Genomic DNA, 21256 nt, shown 5'->3' with positions numbered 1-21256 from the left:
CCGCCTGCTCACACCCCAGGAGACTGACGACGATGGCCGACCGGGTCACGGTGATCGGCTGGGACGGCTCGCCACTGACCAGAGCGGCCACGGCCGCGCTCTCGGCCGCCACGCTCGTCGCGGGCGCCGCCCACCACCTCGCGCTCCCCGAAGTCCCCGAACGCGCGGAACGCATCCGCCTCGGAAGCGTCGACCTGGCCGCCCGCAGGATCGCCGGACACCGCGGCAGCGCCGTGGTCCTCGCCGACGGCGACCCCGGCTTCTTCGGCGTCGTACGCACCCTGCGCGCCCCCGATCACGGCCTGGAGGTCGAGGTCGTCCCCGCCGTCTCCTCGGTCGCCACCGCCTTCGCCCGCGCCGGAATGCCCTGGGACGACGCCGAGATCGTCGTCGCCCACCCGCGCACCCTGCGCCGCGCCGTCAACGTCATCCGCGCCCACCACAAGGTGGCCGTCCTCACCTCGCCGGGCGCGGGACCCGCCGAACTGGCCCTGCTCCTCGAAGGCGTCCACCGCACCTTCGTGATCTGCGAGGAGCTCGGCACCGTACGCGAACGCGTTACCGTGCTCACCTCCGACAAGACCGCCGACCACACCTGGCGCGACCCCAACGTGGTCATCGTCGTCGGCAGCGGGCCCGAGGCCACCGCGAACAGCGCCTGGATCGCGGGGCGCCGCCCCGCGAACCCCGAGGGCGTCAGGGGCTGGGCCCTGCCCGCCTCGTCCTACGGCCCCGCCCGTGAGGGCGCGGTGGAGGGCGGCGAGGGCGAGTCGCCCGGGCTCCGCGCCGCCCAGCTGGCCCGCCTCGGGCCGCGCACCGGCGACCTGGTCTGGGACATCGGCTGCGGCGGCGGGGCACTCGCCGTGGAGGCGGCCCGTTTCGGCGCGGCGGTCCTGGCCGTGGACAGCGACCCCGACGCCTGCGCGCGTACGGCCGCCGCCGCCCGCTCCTTCCAGGTCGCCGTCCAGGTCGTCCGGGGCACCGCCCCGCACGTCCTGGAGAGCCTGCCCGAACCCGATGTCGTACGGATCGGGGGCGGCGGCGTCAGGGTCGCCACCGCGGTCGCCGACCGGCGGCCGGAACGTATCGTCACCCATGCCTCGAACCGTGACGAGGCGGAGGCGCTGGGCGCGGCCCTCGCCGAGAACGGCTACACGGTCGAGTGCGCGCTGCTCCAGTCCGTCGAACTGGACACCTCCGCCTGGACGGAGCGCGAACGCTCCGTCGTGTTCCTGCTTTCCGCGGTGCGTTCCGACCTCGCCCCCTGAGCCGTCCGCGCCGAGGCGCGAGGTAGGCTGACCGATTGTTGTACCGCACCCGGCTGTTCGACGCTTCGTTCGTCAATGTCCGGAAAAGTGGACCGTTTTGGTCCGCGATGTGGTACGGCGCAACCGGGGGACGCGCAACGTGGCGCAGTCCACAGCGAGCCGAGGCGGAACTGTCCGCCGCGGTGGCGAACGGCCGCGAGAATGTATAGCTCCGCGCGCGTTTCGTGCCGCGCGGGGGGCCCGCTCGTTCTTGTTGACGAGCGCCGGCGTGCCGTGGTTCGGGCATCCCGGGCGAAGGGCGAAGGAGCACTGACGATGGGCGAGGGGTACGCATGACTGACACCGGCCAGATCCCGGGCGAGGGACTGCCGGAGAACGCAGGCATGGTGGAGCAGCCGGGCGTCCCCGCCCCGGACGCCTACACCTACCTCGACCCCTCCGAGCACACCCCCGAGGACGACGACCTCCTGCTGATGCCCGCGCCCCAGGGCGCGTGGAGCGACGCGCCGGTCGCCCCCACGGGCCAGCACGAGCAGTACCCCGCACACGCGTCCGTGCAGGTCCCGGCCGCCGCGGCGCCTTCCCGCCGCCCGCTGCACCGAGGCCCCTCGTCCACCGAGGCACCCTCCTACGGGGGGACGCCGACCGGGGGAGTGGTCCGCTCGCTCGCGGACCGCGGCCCGGCCGGCGCACCGCAGACGCCCATGCCCGTGCGGCACCCGGGCCCGCCGACGACGGGTCCCGAGTACTTCGACATTCCGGCGGACGACGCGGCACGGCTTCCCGGTCCGCAGCTGGGCGAGATCCCGCCCCAGGGCGCACCCGCCTGGGGCGCGCCGGCGCCCGAGCCGGTCGCCGTCCCCGAGGCGCCGGTGACGCCCGAGCCGGTGGCCGTCCCCGAGGCGCCGGTGACGCCCGAGCCGGTGGCCGTCCCCGAGGCGCCGGTGACGCCCGAGCCGGTGGCCGAGCCGGTCGCGGTTCCTGAGCCCGTCGCGGTGCCCGAGCAGGCCGCCGCTCCGGAGGCGGTCGCCGCCCCCTCCCCGGCCGAGCCCGTGGTGCCCGTCGAGGCTCCGGCCCCGGCTCCCGCACCCGCTCCCGCCGAGCCTGTCGCTCCGGTGGAAGCCGCCGCACCCGCCGCGCCCGCAGAAACGGTCGCCCCGGACGCCGCCCCCGCCGAGGCCGTGGCGGAGACGGCCGATGCGCCTCCCGTGGAGGCCGTGGCCGACATCCCGGCGCAGGCCCGGCAGGCCGCCCCCGCCGAGGTGCCCGCCGACCCGGCCGTGGACGCGCAGGTGGACGCGGCCGTCGCCCAGGCCCCGCACACCGGTCAGTTCCTGCCGGCCGAGGGTTCCGTACCGACGGCTCCGCACCTCGCCCCGACCCCGCCGGCCGGGACACCGGTCGCCCCCGTGGCCGAGCCCGAGCAGGCCGCCGAGATCACGCCGCTGCCCGTGGCGGAGCCGGTGGCACCGGCGCCGGCCGAGCCCGTACAGACGGTGCCCGAGGTTGTGGAGGCACCGGAGCCGGCCGCCGTCCAGCAGCCGGAGCCCGCACCCGTGGCCCACGCCGAGCCCCAGGTCCCCTCGGTGCCCGAGCCCGGCCCGGAGATCATCGACACCCCGGAAGCGGAGCTCCCGCAGGCGGAGATCCAGCAGCCCGAGACCGCCCAGCCCGAGGCCCTCCAGCCCGAGGCCGCGCAGGCGGAGGCCGTGGCACCGCAGGCCGAGGCTCCGGTCCAGGCCGAGGCCGTCCCGCTCGCCGAGGCGCCGGAGGCGGTGGCCCCCGTCGAAACCGTCGAAACCGTCGAAACCGCCGAACTCCCCGATCCCGTGGAGTCCGAGCCGGTTCCCGCCGGCCCGCCCGCCCCCGGTTACGACGATGCCGAGCGCGAGGCCGTCCTCCGGGTCATGCGCGAGCGGCGCGACATCCGCAACGGCTTCCGCAGCGACCCCATCCCGCACGAGGTTCTCCTCCGCGTTCTCGAAGCCGCGCACACCGCGCCGAGCGTCGGACACTCGCAGCCGTGGGACTTCGTCGTCATCCGGTCCGCGGAGACCCGCCGCTCGATGCACGAACTGGCGCAGCGTCAGCGCGAGGCGTACGCCAAGTCGCTGCCCAAGGCGCGGGCCAAGCAGTTCAAGGAACTGAAGATCGAGGCCATCCTCGACACCCCGGTGAACATCGTCGTCACCGCCGACCCCACCCGCGGCGGCCGTCACACCCTCGGCCGGCACACCCAGCCGCAGATGGCGCCGTACTCCTCGGCGCTCGCCGTGGAGAACCTGTGGCTCGCCGCCCGCGCCGAGGGCCTCGGCGTCGGCTGGGTCAGCTTCTTCGACGAGCGGGAGATGGTCCGCGCGCTCGGCCTGCCCGAGCACCTCGAAGTCGTCGCCTACCTCTGTGTCGGTTACGTCGACGAGTTCCCCGAGGAGCCCGAGCTGATGCAGGCGGGCTGGTCCAAGCGCCGCCCGCTGTCCTGGGTCGTCCACGAGGAGACGTACGGCCGCCGCGCCCTGCCCGGCGAGGAGCCGCACAATCTGCTCCAGGAGACCATCTCCAACATCCGCCCCCTGGACGCCAAGGCGCTCGGCGAGGCGTGGGAGCGCCAGAAGCGGATGACGAAGCCCGCCGGTGCGCTCGGCATGCTGGAGATCATCTCCGCGCAGCTGTCCGGGCTGTCCCGGCTCTGCCCGCCGCCGATCCCGGAGCCCGCGGCCGTGGCGATCTTCGCCGGTGACCACGGGGTGCACGCCCAGGGCGTCACCGCGTGGCCGCAGGAGGTCACCGGCCAGATGGTCGCCAACTTCCTCGGCGGCGGTGCCGTCTGCAACGCCTTCGCCGCCCAGGTCGGCGCCGAGGTCTGCGTCGTCGACGTCGGCGTGGCCACCGAGCTCCCCGCCACCCCGGGCCTGCTGCCGAGGAAGGTCCGTCCCGGTACGGCCGACTTCACCACCGGCCCCGCCCTCACCCGCGAAGAGGTGCTCGCGGCGATCGAGGTCGGCATCGAGACCGCCCGTGACCTGGTGGCGGCCGGCAACAAGGGCCTGCTCACCGGCGAGATGGGCATCGCCAACACCACCGCGTCCGCCGCGCTGATCTGCGTCTACACCGGCCTGGACCCGGCGGAGGTGACCGGTCGTGGCACCGGCATCAACGACGAGATGCACGCCCGCAAGGTCGATGTGGTCCGTCGCGCCCTGGACCTCCACCAGCCCGACCCCACCGATCCGATCGGTGTGCTGGCCGCAGTCGGCGGCCTGGAGCACGCCGCGATGGCGGGCTTCCTGCTGGGCGGCGCCTCACTCCGTACGCCGGTGATCCTGGACGGCGTGAGTGCGGGCGCGGCGGCCCTGGTCGCCCGGGCGATCGCCCCCGAGGCGCTCGCCGCGTGCATCGCGGGCCACCGCAGCGCCGAGCCCGGCCATGTCGCCGCCCTCAACAAGCTGGGCCTGCGCCCCCTGGTCGACCTGGACCTCCGGCTCGGCGAGGGCACCGGGGCCCTGCTCGCGCTGCCCATCGTGCAGAGCGCGGCCCGCGCGATGCACGAGGTGGCGACCTTCGACTCGGCAGGCGTCACCGAGAAGTAGCGACCGCCGTGCCCGGACGCGCCCACCGGCCCGTCCGGGCACACCGGCGCAGCCCCGAGCCCCGTCCGGGCACACCCGGCGCGGCCGACGCCCCTCGGGGTCCGTACGCGTGCGGGACCGAGCGCCGGACGCGACCCGTACCGTCCGGGACCGGGCCCTGGGCGCGGTCCATGCCGGTACGGGCCGAGCCCGGGGCGCGACCCGTGCGTGCCCAGGCGCAGCCCGTCCCGATCCCGGGGCGCGACTCGTCCCGAGGCGCAGCCCGTCCCGGCCCAGGGCGCATCCCGTCTCCGGGCGCATCCCGCCCCGGCCCCAGGGCGCATCCCGCCCGTAACCCGGCCCGCGCCGGGACGGGAGCTCTGCCCGGACCCGTCCGGGAACGGACCCGGCACGACGCCGGGCACCAGGCCGGGGCAAGCGCCACCGCACGGGTCCCCGTCCCGGGCCACCCCGTATCGTGGTCCCACGCGTCACCCGCTCCACCCAGCCCACGTCACAGCCGCTCCACCGCCGCAGCGGCCCGCAGCACACCGCACCCTGCACGAGGAGCCCGCCCGACCATGGCCGAGCATGACGATCACCCTGCCTACCCCGTCGGACTGCGCCTGAACGGGCGCCGCGTCGTCGTCGTCGGCGGCGGCCAGGTCGCACAGCGCCGGCTGCCCGCCCTCATCGCGGCAGGGGCCGACATCACCCTGGTCTCCCCGTCCGCCACCGCGTCCGTCGAGGCGATGGCCGACACCGGTGAGATCCGCTGGGAGCGGCGCCGGTACCAGGACGGGGACCTCGCCGACACCTGGTACGCCCTCGTCGCCTCGTCCGACGCCGCCGCCAACGACGCCGCGTCCGCCGAGGCCGAGCGCACCCGCACCTGGTGCGTCCGCAGCGACGACGCCGAGGCGGCCACCGCCTGGACCCCGGCCACCGGCCGCAGCGAGGGCATCACGATCGCCGTGCTCACCACGACGTCGCAGGGGCGCGACCCCCGGCACTCCGCCGCCGTCCGCGACGCGATCGTGGAGGGCCTGCGCGACGGGACGCTCGCCGCCCCGCACCACCGCACCCGCGCCCCCGGCGTGGCCCTGGTCGGCGGCGGACCCGGCGACCCCGACCTGATCACGGTCCGGGGCCGCCGCCTCCTCGCCGAGGCCGATGTCGTCATCGCCGACCGGCTCGGCCCCCGCGACCTGCTCGACGAGCTCCCCCCGCACGTCGAGGTCATCGACGCCGCGAAGATCCCGTACGGCCGCTACATGGCCCAGGAGGCGATCAACCAGGCGCTGATCGACCACGTCAAGGCCGGCAAGTCCGTGGTCCGCCTCAAGGGCGGCGACCCGTTCGTCTTCGGCCGTGGCATGGAGGAGGCCCAGGCGCTGGCCGCCGAGGGCATCGCCTGCACCGTGGTCCCCGGCATCTCCAGCTCGATCTCCGTGCCGGGCGCGGCCGGGATCCCCGTCACCCACCGCGGAGTGGCGCACGAGTTCACCGTGGTCAGCGGCCATGTGGCCCCCGACGACCCGCGCTCGCTGGTCGACTGGGAGGCCCTCGCTCGGCTGCGCGGCACCCTGGTCCTCCTGATGGCCGTCGACAAGATCGGCGCCATCGCCCAGGCGCTCATCACCCACGGCAAGTCCCCCGACACCCCGGTCGCCCTGGTCCAGGAGGGCACCACGGCGGCCCAGCGCAGGGTCGACGCGACCCTGGCGACGGTCGGGGAGCGGGTCGTGGCGGAAGAGGTCCGCCCGCCGGCCGTCATCGTCATCGGCGATGTCGTCGGAGTCGTCACGGACCCGGCCGGTCTGCTCGAAGGCTGAGCGGACGACCGGCGGCACTCCGCATCCCACCCCACTCGACAAGGCAGTAGCACCCCGTGGCTGAACTCATCACCGTCGACGACCCGGACGACCCCCGGCTCGGCGACTACACCGGCCTGACCGACGTCGAACTCAGGCGTCGGCGGGAGCCCGCCGAGGGCCTCTTCATCGCCGAGGGCGAGAAGGTGATCCGGCGCGCCCTGAACGCCGGTTACGCGATGCGGTCCATGCTGCTCTCGGCCAAGTGGACCGAGGTCATGCGCGATGTGATCGACGCGGCCACCGCACCGGTGTACGCGGTCACGCCGGAGCTCGCCGAGCGGGTCACCGGCTACCACGTGCACCGGGGCGCCCTCGCATCCATGCAGCGCAGGCCGCTGTCCGACGTGAGCACCCTGCTGGCCCCGTCGGAGGGCGGAGTGCGGCGGGTCGCCGTGTTCGAGGACATCGTCGACCACGCCAACCTCGGCGCCGCCTTCCGTAACGCCGCCGCGCTCGGCGTCGACGCGGTCCTGCTCACCCCGCGCTGCGCCGACCCGCTCTACCGGCGCGCGGTGAAGGTCTCCATGGGATCCGTCTTCCACGTCCCGTGGACCCGCCTGACCTCATGGCCCCAGGACCTCGGGCTGCTGCGCGAGGCCGGCTTCACCACGGCCGCGCTCTGCCTCAGCGACCGGTCGATCACGCTGGACGAGCTCGTCGCGCGGCGTCACGAGAAGCTGGCCCTCGTCTTCGGTACGGAGGGCGACGGCCTCACGCCCCAGGCGCTGGCCGAGGCCGACGCCCACGTACGGATCCCGATGGACGCGGGAGTCGACTCGCTCAACGTCGCGGCGGCCTCCGCCGTCGCCTTCTACGCGACCCGGACCAACCCCGCCTGAGTCCCTCGGGCCCCGTCTGCCCGTGTGACATCCGGGGCCGCGGCGTCGGACGTCTGCGACGGCGAGCCGCCCAGCCCGCGTGCGGGGCCCTGGCAGCCCTGGGCCGCGGCGATCCCCAGCGCCACCAGCAGGGTCACCACGACGAAGACGACGAGCCGCTGGCGCAGCAGCCGGGGATTCGCCGGCCGCCGCTTCCCGCCGTTCCCCGCCGACGTCGTGCGCACACCGGACCGGGAGGCGGGCCTGCCGTTCGTACCGTTCGTGGCCTTGGGGCCGTGCGGCTGCTGGCCCGGACGGGTGCCGCTCCGCGAGGGCCGGGGCTGCGAGCCGCCGGTGCGGGGCGCCGTCGAGCGTGACGGGGCGGGACGCCGGCCCTGGGACCGCGTGGGCTGAGGCGGGCCGCCGGCCGTACGCCGGGTGGCCTGCTCGGTGTACGAGCCCTCCAGACGGCCGGTCGGCCTGTCCAGCTCCTGCTCGCCGCGCTGCGCCGGAGGCCGGCGCTCCTGCAGCCCCTGGGCCTCGCGCGCCGCGATCTCCTTGAGCCGCATGGACAGCTGAAGGGTGCTCGGGCGCTCCTCGGGGTCCTTCGCCAGGCACGCCCGTACGAGCGGGGCGAGCGCGTCGTGCACATCGAACAGATGCGGCTCCTCGTGGACCACGCGGTAGAGCATCACCTCGGAACTGCCGTGCCCGAAGGGCGAATCGGCCATCGCCGCGTACGCCAGGGTGGCGCCCAGCGAGAACACGTCCGTCGCCGGTGTCACGGCGGCCCCGCGCACCTGCTCGGGCGCGAGGAAGCCGGGCGAACCCACGGCCGTCCCGACATGGGTGAGCGTGCTGGCGCCGGTCGCCCAGGCGATGCCGAAGTCGATGATCCGGGGTCCCTTGGGGGAGAGGAGGATGTTCGACGGCTTCAGGTCGCGGTGGACGACACCGGCCTCGTGCACCGCGACGAGCCCCTCCGACAGCGCCGCCCCGATCGAGGCCACCTCCGCCGCCGCGAGCGGGCCCTCCTCGACGACCTTGTCGTGGAGCGAGGGCCCGGGGACGTACTGCGTGGCGAACCAGGGGCGGTCCGCCTCGAGATCGGCGGCCACCAGGCGCGCCGTGCAGCCCCCGCGGATCCTTCGGGCGGCGGACACCTCGCGCGCGAAACGCGAGCGGAACTCCTGATCCTCCGCCAGGTCCGGCCTGATCACCTTCAGGGCGACACGCTGGCCCCTGCGGTCGGAACCGAGATAGACGACGCCCATGCCGCCCGCGCCGAGCCGCCGGTGCAGCCTGAACGAGCCGACGACACGCGGGTCCTCGCGCCGGAGCCGCATCATCGCCATCGTCTGCCCATCCCCGCTGCCGGTCCGCCTGACGAGGCACAGCTTACGTACCCGCGGCGCGGCGCGCTCAGAGGCCGCGCCCTCGCCGCCCCATCGATTGTCAGTGCCCGGTGGGAGAATTGAGAGGTGGTCAGGGAGCCGGAGATCCAGACTCCCCGGCCTGTGCGAGATCTCAAAGGTCCGTCGCTGAAGGGGGAGTTGGATCAATGAAGGGCGATCGTGTGGAAATAGTCGTGGACGCGGGTGACACGACGAGGACGTACGAAGTGGTGGCCTCCAGGGCAGGCCGCCGGGTGGAGACGGCGGTCCGCCGGGGTGTGGTGGAAGTGAGTGAAGTCACCCGAAGTGGATCAGTTGTCCGTACCGCCCGCTTCATGGCGACCAGGGTGCTCGCCCTGGTCGAACAGCCGGTCCCCCGGGAGGACGCCTCCGAGCGCCCCCGGGAGGAGGAACCCTCGTAACTCTTCCTGACCCCTCCTGACTCTCTCCGGATCGGGTGGGCCGGTGTTCCGGCCCGCCCGACCGTGGGAGGGACACGAAGACCTCCGTCGTGCGGTGAGCCCGGACACCTCACCGCACCGGAGGTCTTCGCGTTGCCCCCCCCAAGGGCTGTCCCGCGCTCCCCGGCGCGCGTCCCCTCACCCGCACGAGCCTGCCCCGCCGCCGTGCGAAATCTCCCGGCACACCCTTGACACGTGGTCCATGCACCCGCATTCTTTCGCCAGAAAACGCAACGGCGTTGCGATTTCCGCACCGATACACGCCCGGAGCACCCCGGTGAGAACCCGGGGAGCCCGGCACCCCGGTCGGCGCACGAACCACCTGTACGGAACGAAGGAGGCCGGCCCATGGCGGACCACGGCGCCGACACCACCCCGGTCGCGGCCGCACCCCAGGCACCCGGCGTCCTCCAGACCGTGGACAGGGCCCTCGCGGTCCTGCTCACCTTCACCGAGCAGCGCCCCGAGTGGGGCGTCAGCGAACTCTCGCGCCACCACGGCTGGGACAAGGCGGTGGTCCAGAGACTGCTGACCACCCTCACCGCCCGCGGGTTCCTGATCTGCGACGACGTCAGCCGCCGCTACCGCCCGGGCCCCGCGCTCTCCCGGCTCGCCCGGGTCGGCGAGCACAGCGGTGTCCTGCCCTCGCTCGCCCGCCCGATACTCGCCCGGCTGCTGCGCGAGACGGGCGAGAGCATCGTGCTGAACGTTCCGCACGGCTCCAGCTACCGCTGCGCCGCCGCCGTCGACGGCACGGGCCCCGTCCGCTACACCGCCATCATCGGCGCGGTCATGCCCGGCCACGCCGGGGCGTCCGGCCACACCATCTTCGCGTACCACCCCGAACGCGAGATCCGGCAGATGTTCGGCCCCACCGGACTCTCCCGCTTCAACGACCGCACCATCACCGACCTGGACGCCCTGCTCACCTGCTACGCCCAGGTCCGCTCCGACGGCCACTGCGTCAGTTACGGCGAGTACGACGAAGCCGTCACCGCGGTCTCGGCGCCCGTCCTCCAAGGGGGAGCCGTGGCCGCCTCCCTCACCGTGATCGGCCCCTCCCACCGCGTGGACCGGGCCGTCGACACCCTCGTACCGCTGGTACGCGCCGGAGCCGCGGAGATCACCGCGGCTCTCGGCGGCTGAACCCGCCCCGACCGTCCACCGCTCGATCCCGCGGCACCCCGTGCCGCCGGTGCGCCTCGCCCTGCCCGCGCGCCGACGGGAGACGGCGTCTCCCCAGTCCTGCTCACCGAAGGGGGTGCCCTGTGGCGCACCAAGCCTCCGCCCCGCACCGCGTTCCGCCACCGTCCGGATCCCACCCCGACGACCACGGGTCACACCCCCGGGTCTTCGAACCCGTGCTGCTGGTCATCCTGGTGCTGCTCGCCGCCGTCGGCGCCGTGATCGGCATCGACCTGGTGTCCAAGCTGGGCATCTCCGCCAACACCTCGGTCGTCGGCGCGCTCGTCGCCATGCTCATCGGCCGCATCCCGCTCGGGTTCCTGCGCCGGATGAGGTCCGTGCACCGGCAGAACCTCGCCCAGAGCGCCATCTCCGCCGCCACCTTCGCCTCGGCGAACGCGCTGCTGACCTCCGTCGCCATCCCGTACGTCTTCGGCCGGCAGGACCTGGTCTGGCCCATGCTCGCCGGATCGTTCATCGGCCTGCTCGTGGACGCCTGGGTGCTCTACCGCGCCTTCGGCTCCCGGCTGCTGCCCGCCGACGCCGCATGGCCGCCCGGAACGGCCGCGGCCGAGACCATCAAGGCCGGCGACCGGGGAGGCCGCCGGGCGCTGATCCTGGCCGGCGGCACCGCCGTCGGGCTCGCCGGCACACTGCTCGCCCTGCCGCTCTCCGCCGCCGGTGTCGCCTTCCTGGGCAATGTGTGGGCGCTGATGATGTTCGGCATCGGTCTGATGCTGCGCCAGTACAGCCCCGACCTCTTCGACACCGACCTCGGGGCCGGCTTCATCCCGCACGGCGTCATGGTCGGCGCGGGCGTCGTCGCCCTGGGGCAGGCGGTCCACATGCTGGTCGGCCGCCGTGCCCGCAAGAAGCAGAAGGCGGACGAGGAGCCGGCGAGCACCCGTGTGGTGACCGACCCGACCGTCGAGTACACCGTCGACGAGCGGGGCCTGCGGCTCGCACTGATCCGCGGCTACGCGCTCTTCACCGCGGGCGCCGTCGTGCTCGCCGTACTCGGAGGGCTCATCGGGGACATGAGCCCGCTGGGGATCGTCGGCTGGGTCCTCTTCGCCGCCTTCGCCGCGCTGGTCCACGAACTGATCGTCGGACTCGCCGCCATGCAGTCCGGCTGGTTCCCGTCCTTCGCCGTCACCCTGATCTTCCTGATCCTCGGGCTCGCCATGGGCATCCCCTCCGTGCCGCTGGCCCTCCTGATCGGTTACGTCTCCGCCACCGGCCCCGCCTTCGCCGACATGGGGTACGACCTCAAGGCGGGCTGGCTGCTGCGCCGCGACCACCGCCCCTGGGACCCGTACGAGCGTGAGGGCCGCCGCCAGCAGTTCCTGGCCGCCCTGATCGGCTTCGGTGTCGCGCTGCTCGTCGTCGCCGTCGCCTGGCGCTCCTACTTCGGGCAGGGGCTCATCCCGCCCGTCGCCAAGGTGTACGCCGACACGATCAAGACCGGCCTCAGCGACCCCGACGCGGTGCGCACCATGCTCCTCTGGGCCATTCCCGGCGCAGCCATCCAGCTGATCGGCGGCACCCGGCGCCAGATGGGCGTCATGCTCGCCACCGGCCTCCTCATCCTCACCCCGCAGGCCTGCTGGCTGGTCCTGGGCGCACTCGCCGTCCGGGTCGTCTACCGCAAGCTGCGCGGCCCCGCCGCCGACGAGGAACTGAACCTGATCGGCGCCGGTGTGATCGCGGGCAGCTCGCTCGGCGACTCCGCCCAGATCCTCAAGACCTGACCCCGAAGCCACCACTCCGCATCACCCCGCACCACCCGCAAGGCAAGGAGACCCCCCGTGGACATGTACAGCAGGCTCGAACCGCGTCCCGAGTACCTCAGCTTCGAACTGGCCCTGGCCGCACGCAAGCTCGTCGAGGAGGTCATGCTCGTCAAGCGGGGCGAGCACGTCGTCCTCACCGGTGACACGAGCAGCGACCGCCGGGTCGTCGAGGCCACCGCACAGGCCGTCGCCGCCGCCGGCGCGCACCCCGTCATCGTCTGGTACGAGACGATGCCCGGCGCCTCCATGGAGCCGCCCCGCCCCGTGGCCGGTGCGATAGCCGACGCGGACGTGTGGATCGAGTTCGCCGTCTCCTACGTCATGCACTCCGACGCCTTCCGCGCCGCCATGGCGAACGGCTGCCGCTACACCAACCTCACCGCCATGGACGTCCAGATGCTGGTCGCCACCGTCGGTCGCCCCGACTTCCAGGGCGTCATCCGCCTGGGCAAGGCCCTCGTCGCCCTCCTGGAGGCCGCCGACGAGGTCCGTATCACCTCCGCCAACGGCACCGACCTCGTCGGCCGCAACGGCGACCGCCCGATCAACCTGCGCGGAAAGCCCGCCGAGAAGCCCGGCGAGACGGTCATGCTGTCCGGCCAGATCTCATGGAACCCGCTGGAGGAGACCCAGGACGGCATCCTCGTCTTCGACGGCGCCCTGTGGCCGCCGGACGAGATCGGTCTGCTGCGCTCCCCGGTCCGCTGCACCGTCGAGAAGGGCGTCGTCACGAAGATCGAGGGCGGCGCCGACGCCGACACCTTCCGCCGCTGGATGGAGTCCTTCGACGACCCGAACATGTTCCGCGTGGCCCACTGGTCGCTCGGCTTCAACCCGGGCGTCCTCGCCCCGACGGGCCGCATCGTGGAGGACGAGCGCGTCTTCGGCTGCGTCGAGCTCGGTATCGGCACCAAGGGCGCCTGGATCGGCGGCGAACCGTGGGTCGCCGCCGCGCACACCGACGGCAGCGTGCTCGGCCCGTCCATCTACCTGGACGGTGTCGCGATCGAGGAGAACGGGCGCTACGTGCACCCCGAGCTCGTCGAGATCTGCCGCGACCTCGGCGTCGCCGGCTACTGAGCCCGGGCGGCGGCGGGCAGGCACAGGAAGCCTGCCCGCCGCCGCCTCTCCGCGCGTGCCCCCGGCACGCCCCGACGAGCCCCTCCCCGCGACAAGGAGCGCCCATGTCCACGCCCCCGCCCGTCTCCTACCGCCACGGCGGCCTGGTCTGCACCGACCACACCCTCGACGTGCCGCTCGACCACGGCGATCCCGGCGGTCCGGCCATCAGCCTGTTCGCCCGCGAAGTGGTGGCCGAGGGGCGGGAACACGAGAGGCTGCCCCGGCTGCTCTGGCTCCAGGGCGGTCCCGGCGGCCGCGCGGAACGGCCCAACGCCGCGGGCGCCTGGCTCCGCCGCGCCCTCGTCGGCCACCGTGTCGTCCTGATGGACCAGCGCGGCACCGGACGCTCCGCCCCGGCCGACCGGCTCACCCTCGCCCGGTTCGGCGCGGACCACCGGGCGGCGGCGGCCCACCTCGGCCTCTTCCGGGCCGACTCGATCGTCCGCGACGCCGAACTGCTGCGCCGGCACCTCCAGGACGACCGGCCGTGGAGCGTCCTCGGGCAGAGCTTCGGCGGCTTCGCCACCCTCACCTACCTCAGCCTCGCGCCCGAGGGACTGACCCGCGCCTTCATCACCGGCGGCCTGCCCACGCTGACCGGCCACGCCGACGACGTGTACCGCGCCGCCTACGCCCGCACCCTCGCCCACAACGAGCGGTACTTCGCCCGTTACCCGGCCGACCAGCCGATCGCCGACGCCGTCGCCGCGCACCTCGAAGCGAGCGACGTACGCATGCCGACCGGTGAACGGCTCACCGTGCGCCGCTTCCAGACGCTCGGCATCACCTTCGGCACCTCCGCGAAGTTCGACTCGCTCCACTACCTCCTGGAGACCGCCTTCGCCGACGGTGTCCGCGGTCCCGGACTCACCGACACGTTCCTGCGGGGCGTCGACGCCGCGGTGTCCTTCGCCGAACGCCCCCTCTACGCGGCGCTCCACGAGCCGATCTACGCCCAGGGCGGCCGCCCCACCGACTGGTCGGCGCACCGGGTCCGGCAGGAGTTCCCCGCCTTCGACGCCCGGCCCGGAAGCCCGGTCCGCTTCACCGGCGAGATGGTCTACCCCTGGCAGTTCGACGAGGACCCCGCACTCGTCCCGCTGCGTGGCGCCGCGGAGCTCCTTGCCGCGCGTACGGACTGGCCGCCTCTCTACGACCTCGGCCGGCTGGCGGCCAACGAGGTCCCCGTGGTGGCGGCCGTCTACCAGGACGACATGTACGTCGACCGCGACCACTCCCTCGCCACCGCCGAAGCCGTGCGGGGCCTGCGCACCTGGGTCAGCCCCGATCACGCCCACGACGGCGTCCGGGCCGACCCGGCCGTGTTCGACCGGCTGCTCGCCATGGCGGACGGCGACCTCTGACGCCCACCCCGGCGGAAGGCCCGGACCAGGGCCCGACGGGTACACGTCAGGCCCCCGGGGCACCCCCTAGGTGCCGGGTACCGCATCTGTGACCGCCTCTCCACCCAGGGGAGTACACCGAAGGCCGCCGGCTCATCCTCCGGGAGGCCCGGTATTCGGTACGCGGGCATGACGCCGGGCGGTTTCCGTCTCCCTAGTCTTGAACGTGAGCGGTGGGCGTGGAACTCGTCCCCCGAGGCCAGGCGCCCGCCGCTCCAGATCTTGACCGGGAGAGGAACCATGGCCGACACGGCAGCACGGACGATGGTCCGCACGCAGGGACGCAGGGCCTACGCCTCGTTCGGCGTACGTCCGTCCGGTCGTCGTCACCCGCTGGTGGCGACGGCGATGGTTCTTCCCCTGGCGGCCCTGCTCGTAGTCGTCTTCGGCGGCTGGGAGGCAGTGGTCACACAGGCGTCGTCCGTGGGCGTGATGCTGGGTCGCTGAGAGGCGTCCCGGGTCCGGAAGAGCGGTCCGGACCGGACATCCCGGCCAACAGCCCCGTGGGGACGGGGGTGCGGCGGGCGGCAGCGTTTGTCCGGCCAGCTGGGGAGCTGGCCGGACATCGCGCTGTCCGGGGCCGTCCGCCGGGCCCTCCGGGCCGACACGAGCCCGGCGCGATCCGGACGGGAGGCCTTTCACGGCGGACGCGATCCGGACAGGGGGGCCTTTCGCGGCGGTCGCGATCCGGACGGGAAGCCTTTCACGGCGGACGCGATCCGGGCGGGAGGCCTTTCGCGGCTGACGCGTACGATCACCGCCGGGACCGGCCGCGCGGCCGGCCGACCACCGCAGGGGGAGCCGAGCAGATGACCACCACCCCTGTCGTCCGCGCACTGGGCGATCTCGCCCACACCGGCGCCCACGCGACGGACCCCGCGCACACCGGCGCCCACGCGGCCGGCAGTGCGTGTGCCTGCGCCCCGCCCCAGGTGCTCGCCGACCGGCCCGACGGCACGGTGGTCCGCGTCGGTGACGTCGTCGCCAAGGCCCACGCCCCGGACACCGAGCCCCGGACGCTGGCCGCCCGCCTGTCCCTGGCCGCGTCCCCCGGCCTCGCGGGCATCCTGCTCCCGCCGCTACGGGCCCGCGACGCGCTGCTCCCGGCCCAGGCCGGCCCGTCGTACGCGCCGCCCGATCAGTGCTCCGCCCAGGAAGCACCGCTCCACGCGGAGGGCCGCCCACCGCTCCACGCGGAGGGCCGCGCCGTGAGCCTCTGGCCGTACGGCGTACCCGTGGACTCGTCGGACCCCGAGGCGGCCCCCTGGGAGGAGGCCGCACTGCTCCTGGCCCGGCTGCACCGCACCCCGCCGCCCCACCCGCTCCCGCCGATGCGCGGCCCCGCCAAGGCCGCCAGGGCCGTCGCGCGGATGTGCGCCGCGCTGCCCGGGAACCCGGCCGTCGCACCCGTGCTCGCCGCCTGGCACGGGCTGCCCGGCTGGGCCCGCGCCGAGGAGCCGGGCCCGGCGGGCCGGGACGGATTCCTCTGCCACGGGGACCTGCACCTCGGCCAGCTCGTCCGCCACCCCGCCCCGCACGGCCCCTGGCTGCTGATCGACGTCGACGACACGGGCCTGGGCGACCCCGCCTGGGACCTCGCCCGGCCCGCCGCCTGGTTCGCGGCGGGGCTGCTGCCCCCCGAGGTCTGGCTGCGCTTCCTGGACGCCTACCGGGCCGCCGGCGGCCCGGCGGTACGCGCCGAAGGGGACCCCTGGCCCGAACTCGACGTCCCGGCGCGGGCGCTCACCGTGCAGACCGCCGCCCTCGCTCTCGCCAAGTCCGCGGCGGAGGGGCGCCGTCCAGATGAGGTGGAACAGTTGATGATCGACGCATGTGCCCGAATTGCCTCCCTCCCGCCCGAGTTGGCCGAAGGGCGGGCGTCGTAGGGTGAACCGATCGCCGCCGGGCATGCTTTCCGGCGACGACTTCACGACCGAAGGAGCCGACCTGATGATCCAGTGCCCCAAGTGTCATGCACAGATGCACACATACAACCGCAACGGTGTCCAGATCGAGCAGTGCAGCGGCTGCCGCGGGATATTCCTCGACTACGGCGAGCTGGAGTCCCTGACCCGCCTGGAGTCGCAGTGGGCCCAGCAGGCCCCGCCCCCGCCGCCCGCCCCGCAGGCCTACCCCGCCGCACAGGCTCCCGCCTGGGGCGCGCCGCACCAGGGCGGCCACCACGGCGGCCACCACCGTCAGAAGAGCTTCGGCAGGATGCTGTTCTCCTCCTGACCGGTCCGCAGCGCGGCCGTTGCCGCAGGGCGGGTCCGGGCCCAGCGCCCGGACCCGCATTGCATACGGTCGACGGACTTCGTTCATGATCTGGTCATGGCCATGGCTGATGCCTAGAGTGCGGGATCATGAACTTCCTCGACAGGTCCCGAACTGTCGCGCCCCCGGGGTGGAGCCGCTGGCTCGTGCCGCCCGCCGCGCTCGCCGTACACCTTTCCATCGGACAGGCCTATGCCTGGAGCGTGTTCAAGCCGCCGCTCGAATCCGCTCTCGACCTCTCGGGCACCGCGAGCGCCCTCCCGTTCCAGCTGGGCATCGTCATGCTCGGGCTCTCCGCGGCCTTCGGCGGCACCCTCGTCGAACGCAACGGCCCCCGCTGGGCGATGTTCGTCTCCCTGGTCTGCTTCTCCTCCGGCTTCCTCGTCGCCTCGCTCGGCGCCGCGACCGGCCAGTACTGGCTCGTCGTCCTCGGCTACGGGTTCATCGGCGGCATAGGCCTCGGCATCGGCTACATCTCCCCGGTCTCCACGCTCATCAAGTGGTTCCCCGACCGCCCCGGCATGGCGACCGGCATCGCCATCATGGGCTTCGGCGGCGGCGCCCTCATCGCCTCGCCCTGGTCCACCGGGATGCTGGAGAGCTTCGGCACCGACCGCTCCGGCATCGCCACGGCCTTCCTCGTCCACGGGGTCGTCTACGCCGCCTTCATGACGCTCGGCGTCCTCCTCGTGCGCGTACCGCCCGAGGGCTGGCTCCCCGACGACTGGCAGCCGAAGCAGGAGACCCGCAGGCTCGTCACCAACGCCCAGGTCTCCGCGCGCAACGCCCTGCGCACGCCCCAGTTCTGGTGCCTGTGGGTGGTCCTGTGCATGAACGTCACGGCGGGCATCGGCATCCTGGAGAAGGCCGTCCCCATGATCCAGGACTTCTTCTCGGACACCTCCACCCCGGTCTCGGTCTCCGCGGCGGCCGGCTTCGTCGCGCTGCTCTCGCTGGCCAACATGGGCGGCAGGCTCCTCTGGTCCTCCACATCGGACCTGATCGGCCGCAAGAACATGTACCGGATCTACCTCGGCGTCGGCGCCCTCATGTACGTAGTGATCGCCCAGCTCGGCAACGACTCCAAGCCGCTCTTCATCTGCTGCGCGCTGGTGATCCTGTCCTTCTACGGTGGGGGGTTCGCGACCGCCCCCGCCTATCTGCGGGACCTCTTCGGCACGTACCAGGTGGGAGCCATCCACGGCCGGCTGCTCACCGCGTGGTCCACGGCCGGTGTGCTCGGTCCGCTGATCGTCAACCGCGTCGCGGACGCGGGGGAGCGCGCCGGCCACACCGGGCCCAGCCTCTACACGACCTCGCTGACCATCATGATCGGACTACTCGTCGTCGGCTTCGTCGCCAACGAGTGCATCCGCCCCGTCCACGCACGATTCCACGAGGCACAGGAAGGGAGCCCCCGTGTCCACCAGCAGTCGTAAGCCACTCATGGTGTTCGTCTGGCTCTGGGTCGCCGTGCCGTTCGCCTACGGGCTGTACGAGCTCGCTCGCAAGGCCACCCAGCTCTTCACCGGCTGAACCCGCCCCACACGACAAAAGCCCCGGTCGTCGAGACGACCGGGGCTTTCGGCTGGTGCGCGATACTGGGATTGAACCAGTGACCTCTTCCGTGTCAGGGAAGCGCTCTCCCGCTGAGCTAATCGCGCAGGGTGACCCTGCGTGTACTGCGTGCGCGATACTGGGATTGAACCAGTGACCTCTTCCGTGTCAGGGAAGCGCTCTCCCGCTGAGCTAATCGCGCGGGGATCCTTGCGGATCAGTGGACGATACTGGGATTGAACCAGTGACCCCTTCCGTGTCAGGGAAGTGCTCTCCCGCTGAGCTAATCGTCCTTGGAGGTGGAGACGGGATTTGAACCCGTGTAGACGGCTTTGCAGGCCGTTGCCTCGCCTCTCGGCCACTCCACCAGGGATGGGGGTTCGGGAAGATCCCCCACCTTCTGCGAGCGGACGACCAGGTTCGAACTGGCGACCTCAACCTTGGCAAGGTTGCGCTCTACCAACTGAGCTACGTCCGCTTGTCTTTCCCGGTCCGCTTGCGCGTCCCGGCGACGTGTTGAACTCTAGCGGATTCCCGGGCCAGTACAAAAACGCGTTTGCGCAGCGTGCTGCGCCACCGCCGCCCACCCGCGGCTCACCGCCCGCCGTCCTAGACTCGACGGCGTGCACGACCTCACCCCCCTCGCCCGCTTCAGCGGCCTCGTGGCCACCGGTCTGCGGGATGTGACCAGCGATCCCGCGGCCCTCGGGTCCTCCGGTTTCTGGGCCGTCTCCGCCGACTTCGAGGGCCGCCTCGTCTGCGCCCGCTTCGCCGATGTGCGGTCCGAGGAGGTGCCCCTCCCGGTGCCGGGCGCCTGGCGGGGTCCCGCCCCGGCGGACTGGACGTCATCACTGGACGAGGACGCCTACACGTCGGGCGTCCGACGGATCCGTGAACACATCGCGGCCGGCGAGGTCTACCAGGCCAACCTCTGCCGGGTGCTCTCCGCGCCGCTGCCGGACCCCGCCGCCGACGTGGACGCCCTCACCGCCCTGCTCGCCCGGGGCAACCCGGCCCCGTACGCGGGCACGATCCGGATCCCCGGACACGGCGTGGAGATCGCGACCGCGTCCCCCGAGCTCTTCCTCGCACGCGACGGCCGCACCGTCGAGTCCGGCCCGATCAAGGGAACCGGCCGCACCGAGGACGACCTGCTGGACAAGGACCACGCCGAGAACGTGATGATCGTGGACCTCGTCCGCAACGATCTGGGCCGCGTCTGCGCGACCGGGAGCGTGAGCGTCCCCGACCTCTGCGCGGTGGAGAAGCACCCGGGACTCGTCCACCTCGTCTCCACCGTGCGCGGACGGCTCGCCGACGGCGCCGGCTGGCCCGAGCTCCTCGGCGCCGCGTTCCCGCCCGGGTCGGTCACCGGTGCGCCCAAGTCCAGCGCGCTGCGGATCATCGAGGCGCTGGAGACAGCCCCCCGGGGCCCCTACTGCGGAGCGGTCGGCTGGGTGGACGCCGACCGGGGCACAGCGGAACTGGCCGTCGGGATACGGACCTTCTGGATCGACAGGACCGGCCCCGCGCCCCTGCTCCGCTTCGGCACCGGCGCCGGGATCACCTGGGGATCGGACCCGGCACGCGAATGGGCGGAGACCGAGCTCAAGGCATCCCGGCTGCTCGCTGTAGCGTCAGGCGCCTACGAGGAGACAGGAAGGACCGCGTCATGAGGATCTGGGTCAACGGCGGGCTGCGCGATGCCGATGACGCACGGCTGTCCGTGCTCGACCACGGGCTGACCGTGGGTGACGGCGTCTTCGAGACCGTCAGGGTCGCCGGGGGCCGCCCCTTCGCCCTGACCCGGCACCTCGACCGGCTGACGCGCTCGGCCAGGGGGCTCGGCCTGGCCGACCCGGACCACGACGAGGTCCGCCGCGCGGTCGCGGTCGTTGTCGAGGCCAACCCGATGGAGCTGGGCCGGCTCCGCATCACCTACACCGGCGGACTCTCCCCGCTCGGCTCCGACCGCGGCGACGCGGGCCCCAGCCTGGTCGTCGCCCTGGGGGAGGCGGCCCGCCGCCCCGACAGCACGGCCGTGGTCACCGTCCCCTGGACGCGCAACGAACGCGGCGCGGTGACGGGACTCAAGACCACCTCGTACGCCGAGAACGTCATCGCTCTCGCGCGCGCCCACGAGCAGGGTGCCTCGGAGGCACTCTTCGCCAACACGGTCGGGCAGCTCTGCGAGGGCACCGGCTCCAACGTCTTCGTCGTCCTGGAAGGCCACGTCCACACCCCACCCGTCAGCTCGGGGTGTCTTGCCGGGATCACCCGCGCCCTGGCGGTGGAGTGGACGGGCGCCGAGGAGACCGACCTCCCGCTCGACGTGCTCGAACGGGCCGACGAGATCTTCCTGACCTCCACGCTCCGCGACATCCAGGCCGTCCACCGGGTCGACGGGCGGCAGCTGCCGGGAGCCCCGGGGCCGGTCACCGCGAAGGCCATGCGGGTCTTCGACGAGCGCTCGGCGGACGACCTCGACCCGTGAGCCCGGCGGCCCGCGAACCACAAACGGGGTGACGTGCCGCCCTC

At 73.4% G+C, this 21256-nt stretch carries 17 protein-coding genes and 5 tRNA genes; 16 read left to right on the top strand and 6 right to left on the bottom strand.

Annotation, left to right across the window (positions count from 1 at the left end; translation table 11 throughout):
* Positions 1-32 precede the first annotated feature (32 nt).
* The 4 genes from cbiE to ACWCQM_RS25280 all read left to right on the top strand — a co-directional run bounded on the left by cbiE (position 33) and on the right by ACWCQM_RS25280 (position 7550).
* A complete protein-coding gene (cbiE, locus tag ACWCQM_RS25295) occupies positions 33-1268 on the top strand; it encodes a precorrin-6y C5,15-methyltransferase (decarboxylating) subunit CbiE (protein ID WP_450917423.1) in 1236 nt (411 codons plus the stop codon).
* A gap of 332 nt (positions 1269-1600) precedes the next feature.
* A complete protein-coding gene (gene cobT / locus ACWCQM_RS25290; RefSeq protein ID WP_450917422.1) occupies positions 1601-4855 on the top strand; it encodes a nicotinate-nucleotide--dimethylbenzimidazole phosphoribosyltransferase in 3255 nt (1084 codons plus the stop codon).
* A 560-nt stretch (positions 4856-5415) separates the two neighbouring features.
* Positions 5416-6669: a uroporphyrinogen-III C-methyltransferase gene (cobA, locus tag ACWCQM_RS25285; protein ID WP_450917421.1), complete on the top strand. Its 1254-nt coding sequence runs from the start codon at positions 5416-5418 to the stop codon at positions 6667-6669.
* 56 nt (positions 6670-6725) lie between these two features.
* Complete coding sequence (locus ACWCQM_RS25280) at positions 6726-7550, top strand: TrmH family RNA methyltransferase (RefSeq protein ID WP_450917420.1); 825 nt, start codon at positions 6726-6728, stop codon at positions 7548-7550.
* On the opposite strand, the gene ACWCQM_RS25275 is transcribed toward ACWCQM_RS25280, so the two are convergent.
* Positions 7523-8884, bottom strand: coding sequence for a serine/threonine-protein kinase (locus ACWCQM_RS25275; RefSeq protein ID WP_450917419.1), 1362 nt, complete (start codon positions 8882-8884; stop codon positions 7523-7525). The genes ACWCQM_RS25280 and ACWCQM_RS25275 overlap by 28 nt on opposite strands.
* 206 nt (positions 8885-9090) lie before the next feature.
* Between ACWCQM_RS25275 and ACWCQM_RS25270 the strand changes: the two genes are divergently transcribed.
* From ACWCQM_RS25270 to ACWCQM_RS25225, 10 genes are all read left to right on the top strand, one after another.
* Positions 9091-9345: a hypothetical protein gene (locus ACWCQM_RS25270; protein ID WP_450917418.1), complete on the top strand. Its 255-nt coding sequence runs from the start codon at positions 9091-9093 to the stop codon at positions 9343-9345.
* Between the two features lie 387 nt (positions 9346-9732).
* Positions 9733-10530 (top strand): IclR family transcriptional regulator, encoded by a 798-nt coding sequence (locus ACWCQM_RS25265; protein ID WP_450917417.1) that lies wholly within the window; start codon positions 9733-9735, stop codon positions 10528-10530.
* Between the two features lie 215 nt (positions 10531-10745).
* The gene (locus tag ACWCQM_RS25260; RefSeq protein ID WP_267077995.1) at positions 10746-12320 is read left to right on the top strand and encodes an OPT/YSL family transporter; all 1575 of its coding nucleotides are present in this window, start codon (positions 10746-10748) and stop codon (positions 12318-12320) included.
* Positions 12321-12383: 63 nt separating this feature from the next.
* The gene (locus ACWCQM_RS25255; RefSeq protein ID WP_241839720.1) at positions 12384-13442 is read left to right on the top strand and encodes a M29 family metallopeptidase; all 1059 of its coding nucleotides are present in this window, start codon (positions 12384-12386) and stop codon (positions 13440-13442) included.
* A 104-nt stretch (positions 13443-13546) separates the two neighbouring features.
* Positions 13547-14848 (top strand): alpha/beta fold hydrolase, encoded by a 1302-nt coding sequence (locus ACWCQM_RS25250; protein WP_450917416.1) that lies wholly within the window; start codon positions 13547-13549, stop codon positions 14846-14848.
* Positions 14849-15127: 279 nt separating this feature from the next.
* Entirely contained in the window at positions 15128-15334 is a 207-nt protein-coding gene (locus ACWCQM_RS25245; protein WP_267076761.1) for a hypothetical protein, read from the top strand.
* A 362-nt stretch (positions 15335-15696) separates the two neighbouring features.
* The gene (locus ACWCQM_RS25240) at positions 15697-16773 is read left to right on the top strand and encodes a phosphotransferase family protein (protein ID WP_450917415.1); all 1077 of its coding nucleotides are present in this window, start codon (positions 15697-15699) and stop codon (positions 16771-16773) included.
* A gap of 64 nt (positions 16774-16837) precedes the next feature.
* Complete coding sequence (locus ACWCQM_RS25235) at positions 16838-17122, top strand: TFIIB-type zinc ribbon-containing protein (RefSeq protein WP_450917414.1); 285 nt, start codon at positions 16838-16840, stop codon at positions 17120-17122.
* Positions 17123-17250: 128 nt separating this feature from the next.
* Positions 17251-18600 (top strand): L-lactate MFS transporter, encoded by a 1350-nt coding sequence (locus ACWCQM_RS25230; RefSeq protein WP_450917413.1) that lies wholly within the window; start codon positions 17251-17253, stop codon positions 18598-18600.
* A gap of 7 nt (positions 18601-18607) precedes the next feature.
* Positions 18608-18697 carry an MFS transporter small subunit gene (locus ACWCQM_RS25225; RefSeq protein WP_413251899.1) on the top strand — a complete coding sequence of 30 codons (90 nt, stop codon included), beginning with the start codon at positions 18608-18610 and terminating at the stop codon, positions 18695-18697.
* A gap of 53 nt (positions 18698-18750) precedes the next feature.
* Here ACWCQM_RS25225 and ACWCQM_RS25220 read toward each other — a convergent pair.
* The 5 genes from ACWCQM_RS25220 to ACWCQM_RS25200 form a co-directional block, all read right to left on the bottom strand.
* Positions 18751-18825 (bottom strand) — tRNA-Val (locus ACWCQM_RS25220).
* 23 nt (positions 18826-18848) lie between these two features.
* Positions 18849-18920, bottom strand: a tRNA-Val gene (locus ACWCQM_RS25215).
* A 19-nt stretch (positions 18921-18939) separates the two neighbouring features.
* Positions 18940-19011 (bottom strand) — tRNA-Val (locus ACWCQM_RS25210).
* Between the two features lies 1 nt (position 19012).
* Positions 19013-19086, bottom strand: a tRNA-Cys gene (locus tag ACWCQM_RS25205).
* A 37-nt stretch (positions 19087-19123) separates the two neighbouring features.
* A tRNA-Gly gene (locus ACWCQM_RS25200) sits at positions 19124-19196 on the bottom strand.
* 145 nt (positions 19197-19341) lie between these two features.
* Here ACWCQM_RS25200 and ACWCQM_RS25195 point away from each other — a divergent pair.
* The gene (locus ACWCQM_RS25195; protein ID WP_450917412.1) at positions 19342-20394 is read left to right on the top strand and encodes a chorismate-binding protein; all 1053 of its coding nucleotides are present in this window, start codon (positions 19342-19344) and stop codon (positions 20392-20394) included.
* Positions 20391-21212 (top strand): aminotransferase class IV, encoded by an 822-nt coding sequence (locus tag ACWCQM_RS25190; RefSeq protein ID WP_450917411.1) that lies wholly within the window; start codon positions 20391-20393, stop codon positions 21210-21212. The genes ACWCQM_RS25195 and ACWCQM_RS25190 overlap by 4 nt, the downstream gene beginning before the upstream one ends.
* The last annotated feature ends 44 nt before the right edge of the window (positions 21213-21256 follow it).

This window comes from Streptomyces sp. NPDC002125 (assembly GCF_053593715.1).
Note: the sequence above shows the minus strand (reverse complement) of the source record. Positions and strands in the feature narration are given on the sequence as shown.

Coding starts and splice junctions, on each gene's coding strand:
- ACWCQM_RS25230 (WP_450917413.1), top strand. CDS start 17,251: ATGAACTTCCTCGACAGGTCCCGAACTGTCGCGCCCCCGGGGTGGAGC.
- ACWCQM_RS25270 (WP_450917418.1), top strand. CDS start 9,091: ATGAAGGGCGATCGTGTGGAAATAGTCGTGGACGCGGGTGACACGACG.
- cbiE (WP_450917423.1), top strand. CDS start 33: ATGGCCGACCGGGTCACGGTGATCGGCTGGGACGGCTCGCCACTGACC.
- cobA (WP_450917421.1), top strand. CDS start 5,416: ATGGCCGAGCATGACGATCACCCTGCCTACCCCGTCGGACTGCGCCTG.
- ACWCQM_RS25245 (WP_267076761.1), top strand. CDS start 15,128: ATGGCCGACACGGCAGCACGGACGATGGTCCGCACGCAGGGACGCAGG.
- ACWCQM_RS25255 (WP_241839720.1), top strand. CDS start 12,384: ATGTACAGCAGGCTCGAACCGCGTCCCGAGTACCTCAGCTTCGAACTG.
- ACWCQM_RS25190 (WP_450917411.1), top strand. CDS start 20,391: ATGAGGATCTGGGTCAACGGCGGGCTGCGCGATGCCGATGACGCACGG.
- ACWCQM_RS25275 (WP_450917419.1), bottom strand. CDS start 8,884: ATGGCGATGATGCGGCTCCGGCGCGAGGACCCGCGTGTCGTCGGCTCG.
- ACWCQM_RS25240 (WP_450917415.1), top strand. CDS start 15,697: ATGACCACCACCCCTGTCGTCCGCGCACTGGGCGATCTCGCCCACACC.
- ACWCQM_RS25235 (WP_450917414.1), top strand. CDS start 16,838: ATGATCCAGTGCCCCAAGTGTCATGCACAGATGCACACATACAACCGC.
- cobT (WP_450917422.1), top strand. CDS start 1,601: ATGACTGACACCGGCCAGATCCCGGGCGAGGGACTGCCGGAGAACGCA.
- ACWCQM_RS25265 (WP_450917417.1), top strand. CDS start 9,733: ATGGCGGACCACGGCGCCGACACCACCCCGGTCGCGGCCGCACCCCAG.
- ACWCQM_RS25225 (WP_413251899.1), top strand. CDS start 18,608: ATGGTGTTCGTCTGGCTCTGGGTCGCCGTGCCGTTCGCCTACGGGCTG.
- ACWCQM_RS25250 (WP_450917416.1), top strand. CDS start 13,547: ATGTCCACGCCCCCGCCCGTCTCCTACCGCCACGGCGGCCTGGTCTGC.